The organism is Vibrio sp. 1-1(7), from assembly GCF_013048485.1.
In the GTDB taxonomy this organism is placed as follows: Bacteria; Pseudomonadota; Gammaproteobacteria; order Enterobacterales; family Vibrionaceae; genus Vibrio; species Vibrio fujianensis.
On record NZ_VHSP01000003.1, the window covers coordinates 189,885 to 207,603 of the forward strand.

Annotated in this window: 14 protein-coding genes; 4 read left to right on the plus strand and 10 right to left on the minus strand. The window is 44.9% G+C overall.

Annotation, left to right across the window (positions count from 1 at the left end; translation table 11 throughout):
• Positions 1-93: 93 nt before the first annotated feature.
• Complete coding sequence (locus FKN05_RS12390) at positions 94-2,229, plus strand: lysine decarboxylase CadA (RefSeq protein ID WP_099610749.1); 2,136 nt, start codon at positions 94-96, stop codon at positions 2,227-2,229.
• Positions 2,230-2,466: 237 nt separating this feature from the next.
• On the opposite strand, the gene fis is transcribed toward FKN05_RS12390, so the two are convergent.
• The 3 genes from fis to prmA all read right to left on the minus strand — a co-directional run bounded on the left by fis (position 2,467) and on the right by prmA (position 4,782).
• Positions 2,467-2,763, minus strand: coding sequence for a DNA-binding transcriptional regulator Fis (gene fis / locus FKN05_RS12395; protein ID WP_000462885.1), 297 nt, complete (start codon positions 2,761-2,763; stop codon positions 2,467-2,469).
• Positions 2,764-2,786: 23 nt separating this feature from the next.
• Positions 2,787-3,755: a tRNA dihydrouridine synthase DusB gene (gene dusB / locus FKN05_RS12400; RefSeq protein ID WP_170887666.1), complete on the minus strand. Its 969-nt coding sequence runs from the start codon at positions 3,753-3,755 to the stop codon at positions 2,787-2,789.
• A 139-nt stretch (positions 3,756-3,894) separates the two neighbouring features.
• Positions 3,895-4,782: a 50S ribosomal protein L11 methyltransferase gene (gene prmA, locus FKN05_RS12405; RefSeq protein WP_099610747.1), complete on the minus strand. Its 888-nt coding sequence runs from the start codon at positions 4,780-4,782 to the stop codon at positions 3,895-3,897.
• A gap of 356 nt (positions 4,783-5,138) precedes the next feature.
• Here prmA and FKN05_RS12410 point away from each other — a divergent pair, with 356 nt between their 5' ends.
• Positions 5,139-6,752, plus strand: a complete 1,614-nt coding sequence (locus FKN05_RS12410) for a methyl-accepting chemotaxis protein (protein ID WP_170887667.1) — start codon at positions 5,139-5,141, stop codon at positions 6,750-6,752.
• Positions 6,753-6,856: 104 nt separating this feature from the next.
• Here the strand turns inward: FKN05_RS12410 and accC are convergent, their stop codons facing one another.
• The 6 genes from accC to FKN05_RS12440 all read right to left on the minus strand — a co-directional run bounded on the left by accC (position 6,857) and on the right by FKN05_RS12440 (position 14,188).
• On the minus strand, positions 6,857-8,200 hold the full coding sequence (gene accC / locus FKN05_RS12415) for an acetyl-CoA carboxylase biotin carboxylase subunit (protein ID WP_099610745.1): 1,344 nt from the start codon (positions 8,198-8,200) through the stop codon (positions 6,857-6,859).
• Between the two features lie 15 nt (positions 8,201-8,215).
• Positions 8,216-8,665, minus strand: coding sequence for an acetyl-CoA carboxylase biotin carboxyl carrier protein (accB, locus tag FKN05_RS12420; protein WP_099610744.1), 450 nt, complete (start codon positions 8,663-8,665; stop codon positions 8,216-8,218).
• 63 nt (positions 8,666-8,728) lie between these two features.
• Positions 8,729-9,178, minus strand: a complete 450-nt coding sequence (gene aroQ, locus FKN05_RS12425; protein WP_161428203.1) for a type II 3-dehydroquinate dehydratase — start codon at positions 9,176-9,178, stop codon at positions 8,729-8,731.
• A gap of 400 nt (positions 9,179-9,578) precedes the next feature.
• Complete coding sequence (gene acs, locus FKN05_RS12430; RefSeq protein WP_170887668.1) at positions 9,579-11,525, minus strand: acetate--CoA ligase; 1,947 nt, start codon at positions 11,523-11,525, stop codon at positions 9,579-9,581.
• Between the two features lie 194 nt (positions 11,526-11,719).
• Positions 11,720-12,358, minus strand: a complete 639-nt coding sequence (locus tag FKN05_RS12435; protein ID WP_099610741.1) for a 3'-5' exonuclease — start codon at positions 12,356-12,358, stop codon at positions 11,720-11,722.
• A gap of 6 nt (positions 12,359-12,364) precedes the next feature.
• Positions 12,365-14,188, minus strand: coding sequence for a DUF294 nucleotidyltransferase-like domain-containing protein (locus FKN05_RS12440; RefSeq protein ID WP_170887669.1), 1,824 nt, complete (start codon positions 14,186-14,188; stop codon positions 12,365-12,367).
• Between the two features lie 407 nt (positions 14,189-14,595).
• On the opposite strand from FKN05_RS12440, the gene FKN05_RS12445 reads away from it, so the two are divergent.
• A complete protein-coding gene (locus tag FKN05_RS12445; RefSeq protein WP_099610739.1) occupies positions 14,596-15,786 on the plus strand; it encodes a 3-phenylpropionate MFS transporter in 1,191 nt (396 codons plus the stop codon).
• Between the two features lie 125 nt (positions 15,787-15,911).
• Here FKN05_RS12445 and agaR read toward each other — a convergent pair whose 3' ends face one another.
• Positions 15,912-16,568, minus strand: a complete 657-nt coding sequence (agaR, locus tag FKN05_RS12450) for a transcriptional repressor AgaR (protein ID WP_249339322.1) — start codon at positions 16,566-16,568, stop codon at positions 15,912-15,914.
• A gap of 20 nt (positions 16,569-16,588) precedes the next feature.
• Here agaR and FKN05_RS12455 point away from each other — a divergent pair, with 20 nt between their 5' ends.
• Positions 16,589-17,716 (plus strand): D-tagatose-bisphosphate aldolase, class II, non-catalytic subunit, encoded by a 1,128-nt coding sequence (locus tag FKN05_RS12455; RefSeq protein WP_170887670.1) that lies wholly within the window; start codon positions 16,589-16,591, stop codon positions 17,714-17,716.
• The last annotated feature ends 3 nt before the right edge of the window (positions 17,717-17,719 follow it).

Here is a 17,719-nt window from a genome sequence, read left to right on the forward strand (position 1 = left end):
GAGCTTGCGCTAGTCAATTAATTTCTTTGGCGTTCCTAATACTCACTATCAGGTTAGATAGGGAGCGCCTTCTTTCGTCTTGGAGATGTCCAAATGAATATTTTTGCTATCTTGAACCACATGGGTGTGTTCTTTAAAGAAGAGCCAGTGCGCCAACTGCATGCGGCTTTAGAAAAAGCGGGTTATGAAGTGGTTTATCCGGTTGATGACAAAGACCTGATTAAACTGATTGAAATGAACCCTCGTATCTGTGGTGTGTTGTTTGACTGGGATAAATACTCACTGGAACTGTGCGAGCGCATCAGTCAGGTCAATGAAAAATTGCCAGTGCATGCCTTTGCCAATGAGCAATCGACCCTGGATATTTCTTTAACTGATCTGCGTTTGAACGTGAGCTTTTTCGAATATGCTTTAGGCATGGCCGATGATATTGCGATTAAAATCAATCAGGCGACACAAGAGTATAAAGAGGCGATTATGCCTCCGTTTACCAAAGCACTCTTTAAGTATGTCGAAGAAGGTAAATATACCTTCTGTACACCTGGACACATGGGCGGCACCGCATTTCAAAAAAGCCCTGCAGGTAGCATCTTCTATGATTTCTACGGTCCAAATACATTCAAAGCAGACGTATCCATTTCTATGCCTGAATTGGGGTCATTGCTTGATCACTCAGGCCCACATCAAGAAGCAGAAGAGTACATTGCTCGCACCTTCAATGCTGATAGCTCTTACATTGTGACCAACGGAACGTCGACCTCAAACAAGATTGTTGGCATGTTCTCCGCTCCTGCGGGTAGCACAGTGTTAGTTGACCGTAACTGTCATAAATCGCTCACTCATCTGATGATGATGACCGATGTCACACCGATTTATTTCCGTCCTACTCGTAATGCTTACGGGATTTTAGGCGGTATTCCGCAACGTGAATTTAGCCGTGAAGTGATTGCCGAAAAAGTGGCAAACACACCGGGTGCAAGCGCACCAAGCTATGCGGTTGTCACCAACTCAACTTACGATGGTTTGCTTTACAATACTCAGTTCATTAAAGAGTCGTTAGATTGTAAACATATCCACTTCGATAGTGCTTGGGTGCCTTACACTAACTTTAACGCGATTTATCAAGGTAAGTGTGGCATGAGTGGTGAAGCGATGCCGGGTAAAGTGTTCTACGAAACACAATCAACCCATAAGTTGCTTGCCGCTTTCTCTCAGGCATCGATGATTCATATTAAAGGTGAATTTGATAAAGAGTCCTTCAATGAAGCCTTTATGATGCACACCTCAACCTCACCGCAGTACGGGATTGTCGCTTCAACTGAAACTGCGGCGGCCATGATGCGCGGTAATACCGGGCGCAAATTGATGCAAGATTCTATCGATCGTGCAGTGCGCTTCCGTAAAGAGATTAAACGGTTGAAAGGGGAAAGCGAAAGTTGGTTCTTTGATGTTTGGCAACCTGAAAATATTGAAACCACGGAATGTTGGAAGTTAGATCCTAAAGAGAACTGGCATGGTTTCAAGGATCTCGATGATAACCACATGTACCTTGATCCGATCAAAATTACCCTACTAACGCCAGGAATGAGCAAGGATGGGGAGCTTGAAGGTTCGGGTATTCCAGCCTCTTTGGTAGCGAAATTCTTGGATGAACGCGGTATTGTGGTGGAAAAAACCGGCCCTTATAACTTGCTGTTCCTATTCTCGATTGGGATTGATAAGTCAAAAGCGATGCAATTGCTACGCGGCTTAACCGAATTTAAACGTGGTTATGATTTGAACCTAACGATCCGTACGATGTTGCCAGCACTGTATAAAGAAGATCCAAGTTTCTATGAAGGCATGCGCATTCAAGAGTTGGCGCAAGGTATTCATGATCTGATTAAAAAATATCAATTGCCTGAGTTGATGTATAAAGCATTTGATGTATTACCTGAAATGAAAGTAACCCCTCATGCGGCTTGGCAGCAAGAATTACGCGGTCAAACTGAAGAAGTGAAACTTAGTGAGATGGTAAACCGAGTTAGTGCTAATATGATTTTGCCTTATCCTCCGGGTGTTCCTTTGGTGCTTCCTGGTGAAATGGTGACTGAAGATTCTCGCCCAGTATTGGAATTTTTAGAAATGCTGTGTGAAATTGGTGCTCACTATCCAGGCTTTGAGACCGATATTCACGGTCTGTATCATCAAAATGATGGCAGCTACACGGTGAAGGTACTAAAAGCCTAGCCACCAATCCGGTGAGTGGTGGTTCGGGAAAACGATGGATGTTAAATCTGACGCCTTTCCACTCACTGTTAATGATTCAATCAAGAGCCCAATCGGGCTCTTTTTTCTTTTCTTCACTTCACACAACTCAAGCATCAGCGTTGAGCCGTCTAAAATAGTTTATAAGGTCGTTTAATAAAAAAGGGCCTACCCTTTAAAAGATAAGCCCTTTATAAATAATAGGTTAACTAATGGGTATTAGTTCATGCCGTATTTTTTCAGTTTTTTACGAAGTGTACCGCGGTTGATCCCCATCATGGTTGCTGCGCGAGTTTGGTTTCCACGCGTATACTGCATGATGGTGTCGAGCAGTGGCTGCTCAACTTCAGCTAGAACTAATTCGTAGAGTTCAGTGACTTCTTGACCATTTAACTGGGCAAGATAGTTTTTAAGAGATGCTTTAACGGAATCGCGCAGGGGTTTTTGCGTGATTTGATCTTGTGAAGTGACAGTAGTGACGGTTAAAGCTTCTGAAGTCAGATTTTGTTCGAACATATTCGGTCTAGCTCTTCTCTTAATTATGATGCAACGTTATCAAAATAACCTTCAAGCGCTTCTAGTTGCAGCGATGCTGCTTCTATCGCGTTGAAGGCACGGCGAAACTCACTTGCTTGCTCATGTTCTTTTAGGTACCAGCCTACGTGTTTACGCACGATTCTAGGCCCTAAATACTCACCATAAAACTGATGGAGAGCGCTTACATGACCAAGCAAAATGGCTTTTACTTCCATCACTGGAAGTTCAGGCATGGTGGTACCGTTTTCCAAATAGTGTTGGATTTCCTGAAAAATCCATGGGCGGCCTTGGGCTGGGCGTCCAATCATTAAAGCGTCGGCCCCTGTGTATTCCAGTACCTGTTTAGCTTTTTGTGGAGAATCAATATCTCCATTAGCGATGACAGGAATACTGATGGCCTGCTTAACGGCTTTAATGCTGTCGTATTCTGCCTCTCCTTGGTACATACAAGCTCGAGTGCGCCCGTGAAGGGCAAGTGCTTGTATGCCGCAGTCTTCGGCTAATTTAGCGATATAGACACAGTTTTTATGCGCTGTATCCCAGCCAGTTCGGGTTTTGAGTGTTACAGGAACATCCACTGCATTGACGACGGTTTTGAGGATACCTTCTATAATATCCGGATAGCGTAATAGTGCAGAACCGGCTAGCTTTTTATTCACTTTTTTGGCTGGGCAGCCCATGTTGATGTCGATGATTTGTGCACCGTTTTCAACACTAAACTGCGCAGCTTCGGCCATCAGCTGTGGATCGCTACCTGCAATTTGTACAGAACGAATGCCCGATTCGCCTTCATGTACCATGCGGTTTTTCGATTTGTCTGTTTTCCATAGTGCCGGATTGGATGACATCATTTCGCTGACTGCCATTCCTGCACCATAACGGAGACACAACTCTCGAAACGGTCTATCGGTGACACCGGCCATCGGGGCAACGATGAGATTGTTGTTAAGTTGATGATTTCCGATTTTCAAAACGTCTTCACAGCTTCGTACCAGCAAGGGCGCGCATTTTACGCATTTTTTTACTGTGTGAAAAGACTAATATTTGAGCGTTAGCAAATTGTTTTTGCAAATAGTCTATTTTTCAATCAATTAGCGTATAAACTTATCACTAGCCTTGTTTTCGCCCAGTGATTCGGCACCACTCTTCTTGCTCGATAATCGGATCAATACTCAATTCATCACGATAATAGTTAGCGACATCTTGAGCTTGAGTATTGAGTACACCAGACATCGCCAGTTGCCCTCCGGGTTTAATCAGGCTTTTAATGACAGGGGAAAGCTCACGTAGTGGCCCGGCTAGAATATTGGCGACCACGACATCGGCCATTAAATTTTCCGGCTGATTTTGTGGCAGGTAAACCTCAATTTTATCGGCAACGCCATTACGAGCGGCGTTATCTTTAGAAGCGAGTAATGCTTGTGGGTCAATATCGATTCCGATTACTTTTGCTGCACCGAGTTTAATCGCAGCAATGGCGAGAATACCGGAGCCGCAACCAAAATCGATGACGGTTTTACCGGATAGATCGAGTGAATCTAGCCATTGTAGGCACAACGCTGTCGTTGGGTGTGTTCCGGTTCCAAAAGCCAGACCCGGGTCGAGAAGAACATTGACAGCATTTGGTTCAGGGATCTCCCGCCAGCTTGGACAGATCCATAACCGTTGACCAAATTTCATGGGGTGGAAGTTATCCATCCATTCCCGTTCCCAGTCTTTATCTTCAATCTGTTCAATTTTATACGCAAAGCCATCAGCCAGTAGCTGGCTTGCTTGAATCTGCTGAATGACGCGTTGTGTGTCGATTTCAGCGTCATAAAGGGCCAGTACATCCGTATCCCCCCATAAGCGAGTCTCACCCGGAAGAGGTTCAAAAACAGGGGTATCCTTTGCATCGAGAAAGGTGACAGATAATGCACCAGTTTTTTCCATTAACATATCGCTAATGGGCTCGGCATTTTGATTGGTGGCGTTAAGTTTTATTTGAATCCAAGGCATGGAGATCGGCTCTTTAGAGGGTTGGTTAACGATTGAGATTAAGTGTAAGAGAAAAGAGCTGGTAACGAAACAGATAGATCTCATTACCTGTTCATTTGCATATTTTCTAATAAGGTGGTGTTGATGAATATGATTTGGTGCCAAGCTCGCAATTTGCAACGGCTTCTCTACATGATTACTAAATTGCAACAGAATGTCTACAACGCCAAATGTAGCTAAAAAAATCAGTTGCTTATGTATTTTGTTGCTTATTTTTTTCTGGAACGATATTTGCTCAGTGATATTTTCAGCAGTTGTAATCAGTATAAATACAGCAATGAAATGTCATCGTAAGGGACTTGGTGGGAGGCAATAATATGAGAAATAATGGGCCAGTGACAAATAAGGAAGTGTACTTTAATGGACTCGGTGATCTTGTATCGATCACCGATACGCAAGGAAAAATTCGCTATGTTAATGATCCTTTTATAACGATTAGTGGTTATTGCACGGAAGAGCTGATGGGGAGTGACCATAATATGGTTCGCCATCCTGATATGCCGCCTGCCGCGTTTAAAAGTTTATGGGAGACCGTCCGATCAGGCAAAAACTGGCGTGGCATGGTTAAAAACCGTTGTAAAAATGGCGATCATTATTGGGTTGATGCGTTTGTCTCTCCGATTACCCAAGAGGGGGAAATCATTGGCTTTCAGTCGGTACGTTCAGAACCGACTAGAGAGCAAGTTAGCCAAGCTGAAGCGCTTTATAAGCAGATGAAAGCCGATCCAACCAAGTTGTTACCTAAGCCCAATTGGTTGCAGAGACTCACCTATGCTTCTCTCTATACTAGCTTGAGTTGTTTTGCTTTGCTGATGTTGATATTTTCGGTCACTCAAATCGATATGACTCAGCAGTGGCCAGTTTTAATATCGTTAGCGCTTACCACGGTTGTGTTGATTTTCCAACTCTATTTGATTCGAGGCAGATTGCTTAAGCAAGTGGAAATCATGTCGAGGACATTACGCAGACTTGCTACGGGAAATTTAACGGAAAACATTCAGTTAGCAGGCGAAGATGAAATGGGTTTACTGATTCAAAATAGTAAAATGATCCAAGCTCGTTACAAGGCGGTTCTTGGGCGCATGCAAGAAGTGACTCAAGATTTAGTTATTTATGCTGGTAAAATGTCGGAGCATAGCCATTCAATGCAGAATGAGATGGGCTCTCAATCCATACATACTACCCAAGTGGCGAGCGCGATGACGGAGATGACCGCAACGGTTATCGAAGTCACCGAGAGTATTGTGCAAACTGCTCATGCTGCTGACGAAGTTCAACAAAAAGTGCGTGAAGGTGACCAGTTAGTTGAAAGTGCCGTGATGAGTATGGGTAAATTTATTACCGAGTTGGAGCACACGATTCAACAGATTATTACTGTTTCTGATGAGAGCCAAAAAATTAGTACGGTGACGGAGTCTATCAGTTCGATTGCTGAACAAACCAATTTATTAGCTTTGAATGCTGCCATTGAAGCCGCGCGCGCTGGGGAGCAGGGCCGTGGTTTTGCGGTTGTTGCCGATGAAGTCCGCGAACTAGCGACGAGAACCCAGCAAGCAACACAGGATATCCGTTCTATGCTGGAGAGTCTCAAGTTGGGGATTGCTCAATCATCGGAAACTATTACTCAGAATAGTAATCATGCCAAGGTGGCACTTGATAATGTGAATAAATCCCAGCAAAACTTTAATGATATTCGTGTGCAAGCAGATGCGGTTGCTGATATGAGTGAACAAATCTCTTCTGCCGCCGCACAGCAAGAGCAGGCTACCCGTGAAATGAGTGAATCGGTAGAGAAAATTAGTGAACAAAGTCGAACGACTGAGAGTAAGGCGGAACAGTTGCAAACTTTAGCTGAGAACTTGAATAAGCAAGCACAAGAGTTAGGTATTACATTAGGTGGTTTCAGGTTAACTCAGCAAAAGACATCATGATGTTATATTCCTTCTATTTTAAGTGGTTGCGGTATTAGCCAAGTCCGTTTACCTCATGAGCATGGTGTATCTATGCTCATGAGGATTATTAACAGGCCAATAGATTATTGCATGCCAAGCTTTTTCTCCAAATAGTGGATATTTGTGCCACCATTTTGGAAGTTTTCATCTCTCATGATCATGTCTTGCAAAGGAATGTTGGTTTTAATTCCTTCAATAATCATTTCGTCTAACGCGTTACGCATACGAGCAATCGCTACATTACGGTTTTCACCATAGGTGATGAGTTTACCGATCATTGAGTCATAGTATGGCGGAACGGTATAACCGGAATAAATATGTGATTCCCAACGAACTCCCATTCCTCCTGGAGTATGGAGGCGAGTGATTTTACCCGGACAAGGAAGGAAGCGTTCAGGATCTTCGGCATTAATTCTACATTCCACCGCATGGCCACGGATCTTAATATCATCTTGCGTAAAGGAGAGTGGTTGGCCAGCGGCAATACGTAATTGCTCTTTGATCAAATCAACGCCAGTGATCATTTCGGTTACGGGGTGCTCAACCTGAATTCGTGTGTTCATTTCGATGAAGTAAAATTCACCATTTTCATACAAGAATTCAAAGGTACCTGCACCACGGTAGCCGATTTCGATACAAGCACGAGTACAGCGTTCACCGATGTATTTACGAACTTCTTCGGTAATTCCCGGAGCTGGCGCTTCTTCGACCACTTTTTGGTGACGACGCTGCATGGAGCAGTCACGTTCTCCTAAATAGATCGCATTGCCTTGGCCATCGGCTAACACTTGAACTTCAACGTGACGTGGGTTTTCTAGGTATTTCTCCATATATACCATGTCGTTGTTGAACGCCGATTTTGCTTCTGCGCGGGTCATATTGATGGCTGGAATAAGCTCTGCTTCACTGCGAACTACGCGCATACCGCGGCCACCGCCACCGCCTGAGGCTTTGATGATAACGGGATAGCCGATGCGTTTAGCGTGAGCTTTGTTTTTGGCATCATCGTTATCGAGTGGCCCATCTGACCCCGGTACACAAGGAACACCGGCTTTTTTCATTGCTGTAATAGCGGAGACTTTATCCCCCATCAAGCGAATGGTCTCCGCTCTTGGGCCAACGAAGATAAAGCCACTACGCTCAACTTGTTCGGCAAAATCGGCATTTTCTGATAAAAAACCATAACCTGGGTGGATAGCAATCGCCCCTGTCACTTCAGCGGCGGAAATGATACGAGGAATATTTAGGTAGCTATCGATCCCTTTTGCTGGGCCAATACAGACAGTTTCATCCGCCAGCAGAACATGTTTCAAATCACGGTCAGCGGTGGAGTGGACGGCAACAGTTTTGATGCCTAATTCTTTACATGCACGAAGAATACGAAGCGCAATTTCGCCTCGGTTCGCGATGACTAATTTATCTAGCATAACAACACGCCTCGATTATTCGATGACCACAAGAGGTTGGTCGAATTCTACTGGCTGACCATCTTCGACTAAAATTTCTGTTACCACGCCTGATTTATCGGCTTCGATTTGATTCATCATTTTCATGGCTTCTACGATACATAGAGGGTCGCCTGCTGAAACGCTTTGTCCTACTTCAATGAACGATTTTGCCTCAGGACTTGGCGAGCGGTAGAAGGTGCCAACCATTGGAGAAAGCACTTGATGACCCGTTGGTACTTTCGCTGCTGGTGCAGCGGTTTCAGCCACCGGAGCGGGCGCAGGTGCGGCAGTTGGAGCCGGTGCTGCAGCGTAATGAACCGGAGCGGTTGGCGCTGGATTATGGCGACTGATACGTACTGATTCTTCGCCTTCAGAGATTTCTAGCTCAGAAATGCCAGATTCTTCCACCAATTCGATCAGTTTCTTGATTTTACGAATATCCATTGTTTCTTTCTCTTTTATCTTGTGAGTAAGACAACCCAGTTTGGGTTGTAGAGTGTTGGGTTATTACTTGGTTTGCAACGTATTGATTGCTGCAGCCAAAGCAAATTCATAACCTTGTGCGCCTAGGCCACATATCACCCCTTGGGCCTTATCCGATAGATAGGAGTGATGACGAAAAGCTTCTCGTGCGTGTATATTTGACAGATGCACTTCAATAAAGGGGATGGCCACACCAAGCAGCGCATCACGTAGAGCGACACTGGTATGCGTAAATGCGGCTGGATTAATGATGATAAAGTCCACCCGTTGATAGGCTCGGTGGATAGCTTCGATCAATTCATACTCACGGTTAGACTGGAGATGCTCTAATTCCACATTAGCTTGTGCGGCTTGTTCTGTTAGTTTTTCGACGATTTGCGCTAGGTTCTGCGAGCCGTAGTGTTCTGGTTCACGTAGACCGAGTAGGTTTAAGTTTGGACCATTAAGAACAAGAATGCGTAAATTTGTGGACATTGTGTGGCTATCTTCCTCTATTGTGAGATGTAATCCAATAATCCCATATTTTAAATTTTTCGACACATTTTTTTGGTCAAAAGTTCACTGTTTTTATTAAATTGACCATGATTATAGCTAATTCATCGCAAATGGCAGCAATTTACTGGTCTAATGACTCGGTTGGGTGGTTTTTTGAACGAATGTGGTTGGCTGAAGCTGATCGGATCTTAGCTAAAAACGGTGCTAGAAAAGGAGAGGCCTAGAGGAAAGCAGATTCTAGGAAAAGCGAAACCCAGGTTCTAGAACCTAGGACCTAGAACCTAGAACCTAGGACTTAAAACCTAGGACCTAAAACCTAAAACCTAGAACCTAGGACCTAGGACCTAAAACCTAGAACCTAAAACCCTAGCTTACTGTTCTACAGTAGTGCTTTTTCGGCGATCAACTTGTCGACCACGCTTGGATCCGCCAGTGTGGAGGTATCGCCCAGGTTACTGGTATCACCTGTGGCGATTTTACGCAAAATACGGCGCATGATTTTGCCTGAACGGGTTTTGGGGAGTGCGTCGGTCCAATGCAGAACATCAGGGGTAGCAATTGGGCCTATCTCTTTTCGTACCCAGTCTTTGACTTCTTTATGTAATTCCGCGCTAGGGTAGACGCCATCATTTAGGGTGATATAGGCATAAATCGCTTGTCCCTTAATATCATGTGGGACACCAACAATGGCGGCTTCGGCAATTTTATCGAATGCAACCAAGGCGGATTCAATTTCCGCTGTGCCCATTCGGTGGCCAGAAACGTTGAGCACATCATCTACGCGTCCAGTTATCCAGTAATAACCATCTTCATCGCGACGTGCGCCATCACCCGTAAAATACATCCCTTTAAAGGTAGAAAAATAGGTTTGTTCGAATCGATCGTGATCACCATAGACGCTGCGCATTTGCCCCGGCCAAGAGTCGAGAATGACTAAGTTTCCTTCTGCTGCGCCGTCAATAATATTACCCATGTTATCCACTAACGCTGGTTGAATACCAAAGAAAGGTCGAGTTGCTGAACCGGGTTTCAATGCGGTTGCGCCGGGTAACGGGCTGATTAATATGCCTCCAGTCTCTGTTTGCCACCAGGTATCAACAATCGGGGACTTTTGCTCGCCAATCGTTTTGTAATACCACTCCCAAGCTTCTGGATTTATTGGTTCGCCAACCGATCCCATAATGCGTAAGCTGCTGCGATGGGTGTCTTTGATGGCTTCATGACCTTTCGCCATTAAGGCGCGAATCGCTGTTGGTGCAGTATAGAGAATGTTGACTTGATGTTTATCAATGACTTGGCTCATACGGTTGGTATCTGGATAATTTGGCACACCTTCAAATAAAATGGTTTTTGCACCATTGGCGAGTGGGCCGTAAATTAGGTAGCTATGCCCGGTGATCCAACCGACATCTGCAGTACACCAAAACACTTCTTGTGGTTGATAGTCAAACACATATTTAAACGTCATGGTCGCATAAACTAAATAGCCGCCAGTGGTGTGCAATACCCCCTTGGGTTTGCCCGTTGAACCGGAGGTGTAAAGAATAAAGAGTGGATCTTCGGCACGCATTTCTTCTGCTGGACAGTCATCGGAGACATGGGCAATGGCATCATGCCACCATACATCTCGGTGGTTATGCCACTCAACATGGCCGCCTGTTCGTTGCAAGACGATGACCTTGTTAATACTTTTGATTTCAGGATTGGTTAAGGCTTCATCGACGTTTTTTTTGAGCGGAACCGGTCGGCCAGCACGAATGCCTTCGTCGGCGGTAATCACGACACTCGCATTCGAATCAATAATGCGCCCAGACAAGGCTTCAGGAGAGAATCCACCGAATACTACGGTGTGAACGGCACCAATACGGGTACAAGCCAGCATGGCAACCGCGGCTTCTGGTACCATCGGCATGTAGAGGCAGACGACATCGCCCTTACCAACGCCTTGTTCTTTTAGGGCATTTGAAAAACGACATACTTGCTGATGCAGTTCACGGTAGGTTAATGTCTTATCATCTGCCGGATCATCCCCTTCCCAAATGATCGCGATTTGATCGCCTTTTTCTGCCAAGTGACGATCCAAACAGTTGGTAGAAACGTTCAGAGTACCATCTTCAAACCAGCGTATATCCACATGGCCAGTATCAAATGAGGTGTGCTTGACTTGATGAAAAGGTTTTATCCAATCAACCATTTTACCATGCTCACTCCAAAAGCTTTCTGGATCGTTCACGGACTGTTGATACATGGTTAGGTACGTCTCGTTGTCAGCATGAGTATGGGCTTTAATATGGTCTTTGACCGGATAGATATAGGCATCACTCATTGTTATTCTCCTTGTGAATACGACAAATTTCCATTTCAGTGCCGGTTTTAAACATCACTGAGGAAATTAATGACCCCATTTTTGACTGGAAGCGATAACTTCGAGTGGGCTGGGTCGATACCTATAACTGTTAGCCACAGGCACAATTTCTACAATTAGACTTTAGGATGAAGTATGAGACGTTTGGTATCGAATTAAGCGATGTGTTGATAGGGAGAGCTTAAACGGGGAAGATCGCCGTTGGTTAAACGAACAAATACCAGTGCAGCGGCAATCGCATCTTGTAGAGCATCGTGTTTGTTATGTAAAGGGAGGTCGAGATGATGGCAGATGGCCGCTAAGCTCAGATCAAAATAAGCATTGGGTAATTGCTGCTCTAATTTATCCTGATAAAGTTGGCTAACTTCGATTAATCGGTTGGGTAATGGAAAGCCAAGCTGTTGACGACACGCGCGATCAAGAATCGTTTTATCATAGCGGATGTGATATCCCACTAATGGGCGATTCCCCATAAATTCGATCAGTTGGAGCAAGGCTTCTCGTTCTGTGAGGCCATAAACCAGATCTTGATGGCGCAGGCGATGAATGCGGACTGATTGAGAATCTAAAGATAGTGGTGCTTGCAAGCGGACTTCGAAGGGCTGACTGGTTAAAATACGATTCCCGATGATTTTAGTGGCCGCGATGGTGACAAGTTCTGCTCGTTTAGGATCTAAGCTCGTGGTTTCACAGTCTAGAGAGACCAGCTCTTGTTGTTGACAGGGAGCAAAAAGCGCTTGATATGGCGAGCCCTTTAACTTACGAAACCAATAATATCGCATAAGCCGATTCATCGTTACTTAATCTCTAATTTGGTAATGGTAGCCTAACCATTGTTTAAATTTTTTTACCACATGCAAACTGTGGCGCAGCAGATCACGCTCGGCTCGTTCTAGCTGTTTTAAGTCAAGCTGGTTATGGTTATGTTGATTATCGAGCTGTTGAGCGAGGCGCAGTTTAAAAAATAACTTGAGGGCTTCACTGAGGTTATCTCCCGTTTCTTTTTCTAATATTTGTTGTTTGACCAAGGCTTCGATACGTTGGAAAGTGTTATTACAGGTGATGGCATATTCTAAACTGAGCGCACGAATACCATGGACGATTGGAAAAATGCCGCCTTGTTTAATATCTAACCCAGATTTGCCACTTTTGACCTGCCCAAATAATGTCAGTGGCACCGAGAAGTTAAGTGCGGGGCGGGTAAATTCCGTTAAAATCAATTCTTGATGGGCCATTAATTGGCTGAGGTGTTGTTTGATCGGCGATAATAGCTGTTGATTGCCGGCGATAGCATGAGCATCGGCCATGATGGCGAGCTTCATTACGTGCTCGGGATGCGCGTTTTTCACCCAATCGGTGAGGGTCTTTTTCCATGCTGCTTGCGATTTTACCCATTCGGGATTGTTTACCATCACTTGACCGGGACAAAGTGGATAGCCAAGTTGTAACAAGGTGTGGGTTAACGTCTCTAACACCGGTGAAAATGAATGCCATTCAAAGCCATCTTTGATGATCAAGGCATTATCTTGATCGGTTTTGAGTATTTGTTCCGCACGTCCTTCTGAGCCAAGTACGACAAAGCAGCAGTGATCATGCAGCGCTGGTGGAACCACGAGAGCAAAGGCTTTTTCGATAATTTGTTCATTGACCGCCGCAATCAATTCCATCACAAAACGAGTACGAACCCCGCGGCTGAGTAAGTTGTCCACCAGTTGCCGTTGTTTATTGGCGGCGAGAGCTAATTCATCGATGCTAGAAGCTCTGGCAATCGCGAGTGTTAAGACATGAGAGTGGGTCGAAAAGGTACTTAAGATCTGCAGCATCGATAGCAACCCCACCGCACGATGTCCATCGCAGACCATTAAACGTTTGACCTTATGGCGAGTCATCATCACCATGGCATTAAACAGAAAGTCACCTTGTTCAATATGTAACACGGGAAAGGTGGCTATTTGAGCCACAGGGGTATCAAGCGGATAATGGTCTAGCGCAATCGCGTGCAATAAATTGGTTCTGGTGATAATGGCATAAGGCGGAATATTCTGCTGGGTTAAACGTGGATCATCGGGGGCTAATTCGACAAAAGCGGCATCAATACTCTGCTCTCTCATGAGTTGTGTTACCGCTTGTAAAGAGTCTTCTGGTTTGAGTAATGTTGGGGGAAGATAGAGCGAAGGCTCTATCTTGGTGAGGATAAATTCAGCGATATTTTTTTGTTGCTGGGCAGCTTCAATGAGGGCTTGTCGTTTAGCGAGGTTATTATCGAAGTAAGCCGCAAATTGACCATTTTCTCGATATAAGGTTAAAAATATCGTTTTGGGTAATAGATAGCTCAAGGTATCTTCTAAGGCCACATAATGGTGTTTGGCGTGCGGCTCGAACAGGGCACGTACATCAAACATATCGTCGTTAGCGTAATGGGCATAAATCTCTCGACCATCGGCAGAGCGTTCTTCGACGGTGCCTTTAATCAAAATCCAGAGTTGCTGACACGTTTGGCCACTTTGAATCAAAATATCCCGCTCACGGTAGTAGGCGATATCTAATGAACGGCGGAGCAGTTGTTGCTGAGGTTCCGTGAGTCGATCAAACGGAGGCGAGTGCATATTGAATTTTTCTGGCATGGTTTTCACCGCAACGAGAACACTGGATTAAGTGTGGCTAATTTTTTGTCTCTCGCCAGACGACTTTGGTCTATACCCTTCCTACTTGAAGCGGCAGTGTTTGGCTACGTTCGTTCACCCCCAATCACATAGCTTGCCTATGCTGATGGGGATGATGAGAGCTATCCGTGACTTTCACCCAAGGCCAGCCTACGGCTATTCAAATTTGTTCCAGACAAATTTGTCACTCACTTGCCACCTCCCTGCAACTGCAAGTTGTTTGGGTATAGTCCTTATCGACTTAGCAGATCAGGGAAATAAGATTTTAAGTGAAAGTTCCCTTTTTAGTTAAAGGGAGTCATTGCATAATAGCGACCTTTGTAAGTACCACTGATGATTCACTGGTTATTGATTTTCTAGGATGTAGTATGTTTAACCCCTCTCCGTTTGGGTGGATATCCCAATATTTTGTTGGTTTCTTTTTTGCGTATGGGGTGTATTTACCATTTTGGGCGCTTTGGTTTGCAGATCAAGGTGTCTCGGCAACTGATATTGGTTTGTTAGTCGGTATCGGTTTTGCGACACGCTGTGTTGCTAATTTAGTGATTACCCCACGCGTTCATAAAGTTGAGCATCTATTACCGGCCTTACGGTGGTTAAGCTTGGCAGCTGTCCTGTTTATTGCTTTCCACTTTTTTACTGGGGGCAGTTTTTGGTTAATGGCATTAGCGACGATCTTGTTTAACCTTTGCTGTGGCCCTGTGGTGCCACTGTCTGACGCGATGGCGAACTACTACGCAAAACACAATTTGTTGGATTATGGACGGACACGTTTATGGGGGTCGGTGGCCTTTATTGCGGGTTCAACAGTTGTTGGTTATCTTGTTGCGTTGTATGGCACTCCGATGATTTTGTATACCGCCTTATTTGGCGTGGCGGTGGCGCTACTGATTAGTTTACGTAACCCAACACCATTGCCAGTCACCGAGAGTGAAGCCTATGCGGTTAGACCGAAACTCTCAGAACTGCTACGTGAATTACCGGTTATTAAGTTTTTAGTGTTGGTGGCATTGATTCAGGGAAGCCATGCTGCTTATTACAGTTTTAGTGCGATTTATTGGAAAGAGGCGGGACACTCTGAGGCGATCATCGGTTACCTGTGGAGCTTGGGGGTGGTTGCTGAAGTGTTAGTCTTTGCCTTGAGTAAACGGATGTTTGCTGGCTGGAGTTTACGTTCACTCTTTATGGTCGCTGCCATTGGGGTGATCATCCGTTGGGGATTGACGGCCTCGACCACGATGATTGTGGCTTTAGTTGCGATTCAATTACTGCATGGCGTCACCTTTGCTATGGCACATATTGCGGCCATTCAATACATTCAGCATGCGCCACAAAATAAAATGGTGGCATTGCAGGCACTTTACAATGCGATTCCTCTTGGTGCGGTGATTGCGGCAATGACAACGCTCAGCGGATGGGGATATGAACATTGGGGTGCGGCTGTTTTCTGGGCGATGGCGTTGATGGGCGTTTTGGCTTTATTTATTAAGGTTGAATTACCACAAGCGCAAACAGATCCGGTGGCTGAGTCAAAGGTAGAGCCAGAAGCGCAACATTGATCTTAATGGATTGAGTTCTGTGTGTTGAATGTTCATGAAAAAGCCTCTCAGTTACGAGAGGTTTTTTGTCTTGATAAGTTACCATCGGCGGTAAGATCAATCAGATTGTGATCGTCGAACGTCGTTCAGTCGTCGACTAAAATTACACTGATCCCTAGACGCTTCAAGCCTTGTAAATATTCCTCGGGAATCCCGTGATCGGTGATCACTTTATCAACTCGTGTGGTTTCTAGAATTTTATGCAGACTGACTTTACCGAATTTTGATGAATCGGTAACAGCAATCACTTCATCGGCAATATCGCACATTTTCCGGTTCAGTCTTGCTTCATTTTCATTATGTGTAGTAATGCCTTTTTCTAGGTTAAACTCATCCACCCCAAGAAATAATTTATTAAAGTGATAGTTCTCTAACACGCCATCATTTTGTTCGCCGTAAAATGACATGGATTTTCGGCGTAACTTTCCGCCAATGACTAACACCTCAACGCCTTCTGCTGGAAAAAGTGCATTGGCAATATTTAAGCCATTCGTCAGAACCACTAAATCATTGGCGTGTCTTAGTGCCTCTGCAATACAGTGGGTTGTGGTGCCCGAGTCAAGGATCAGGGTATCTCCGTCTTCAATCAGACTAACGGCCGCTGCGGCGATTTTTTCCTTCAAGGTTTTATTGAGTTGATTTTTATCTTCAACTGAGTGCTCATATGGCCGAATGTCATTGTCTTGAAGGTAAGCACCACCATAAGCTCTCGTTGCGATTCCTTGCTTTTCCAATGCTGCCAAATCATTTCTTATGGTGACAGTTGAAACACCAAATTGTTGGCTATACAGGGATGCAACCTAATGATTTCTGTGCTTTGGTTGAACGGTTAGCTGAATCGGCTCACTTTCCCATGTCACGTATCGTGTTGGGGGGCGACCATTTAGGCCCCAATCGTTGGCAGCATTTAGATGCAGATACGGCGATGAAATTCGCTGAAGATCAAATTGTGGCTTATGTCTCTGCAGGATTTCAAAAAATTCACTTAGATTGCAGCATGAGCTGTTTGGGTGATGCCGTACCCTTGAGTGATGAAACGGTGGCACAACGTGCAGCGAAACTGGCTCTCGTGGCAGAAAAAACCGCGGATCGTATTTTTGGCCACTCCACATTGGTTTATGTGATCGGTACCGAAGTTCCTGTTCCTGGTGGCGCAACAGAAACGCTAAGCAGTGTACAAGTCACTCAACCTCAAGCGGCGATTAACACGATCGAAACGCATTATTCTGCCTTTGTTGAGCAAGGGTTAGCAGACATTTGGTCACGCGTTATTGGCCTTGTAGTACAACCTGGTGTTGAGTTTGATCATCAAGGCATTATTGATTATTGCCCAGAGAAAGCACAAGCGCTGAGTAAAGTCGTTGAACGTTATCCTCATTTGGTGTTTGAAGCTCATTCGACCGATTATCAAACCGCACAGGCTTATAAAGCATTAGTTCGCGATCATTTTGCGATTTTAAAAGTTGGGCCCGCGTTAACCTTTGCTTTGCGTGAAGCTTTATTTTCCCTCTCATGCATTGAAGAAGAATTAATTCCAGCGAGACATTGCTCTGGATTGCGACAAGTACTTGAAGGGGCGATGCATGCTGAGCCGAAATATTGGCAGGAGTATTACGAAGGAGACAGCGAAACTCAGCGTTTAGCCCGTAGCTTTAGTTTTTCTGATCGCATTCGCTACTACTGGCCTGATCAAAAGGTCAATGACGGCTTAGCTGTGCTATTACACAACTTACAAGATCATCCTATTCCTCTGCCGTTAATCAGCCAATATTTACCCATTCAGTTTCAAGCGATCCGTGAAGGCCGGCTCACACCGGATCCCAAGGCAATCATTGTTAACAAAATTGGTGAAGTGGTGGCGTTATATGCTGCCGCTTGCCGTGATAAATAGAAG

Bases quoted from the DNA above. Each gene is read 5' to 3' on its own strand.
- FKN05_RS12390 (WP_099610749.1), top strand. From the start codon at position 94: ATGAATATTTTTGCTATCTTGAACCACATGGGTGTGTTCTTTAAAGAA.
- fis (WP_000462885.1), bottom strand. From the start codon at position 2,763: ATGTTCGAACAAAATCTGACTTCAGAAGCTTTAACCGTCACTACTGTC.
- prmA (WP_099610747.1), bottom strand. From the start codon at position 4,782: ATGCCTTGGATTCAAATAAAACTTAACGCCACCAATCAAAATGCCGAG.
- FKN05_RS12410 (WP_170887667.1), top strand. From the start codon at position 5,139: ATGAGAAATAATGGGCCAGTGACAAATAAGGAAGTGTACTTTAATGGA.
- accC (WP_099610745.1), bottom strand. From the start codon at position 8,200: ATGCTAGATAAATTAGTCATCGCGAACCGAGGCGAAATTGCGCTTCGT.
- accB (WP_099610744.1), bottom strand. From the start codon at position 8,665: ATGGATATTCGTAAAATCAAGAAACTGATCGAATTGGTGGAAGAATCT.
- aroQ (WP_161428203.1), bottom strand. From the start codon at position 9,178: ATGTCCACAAATTTACGCATTCTTGTTCTTAATGGTCCAAACTTAAAC.
- acs (WP_170887668.1), bottom strand. From the start codon at position 11,525: ATGAGTGATGCCTATATCTATCCGGTCAAAGACCATATTAAAGCCCAT.
- FKN05_RS12435 (WP_099610741.1), bottom strand. From the start codon at position 12,358: ATGAATCGGCTTATGCGATATTATTGGTTTCGTAAGTTAAAGGGCTCG.
- FKN05_RS12440 (WP_170887669.1), bottom strand. From the start codon at position 14,188: ATGCCAGAAAAATTCAATATGCACTCGCCTCCGTTTGATCGACTCACG.
- FKN05_RS12445 (WP_099610739.1), top strand. From the start codon at position 14,596: ATGTTTAACCCCTCTCCGTTTGGGTGGATATCCCAATATTTTGTTGGT.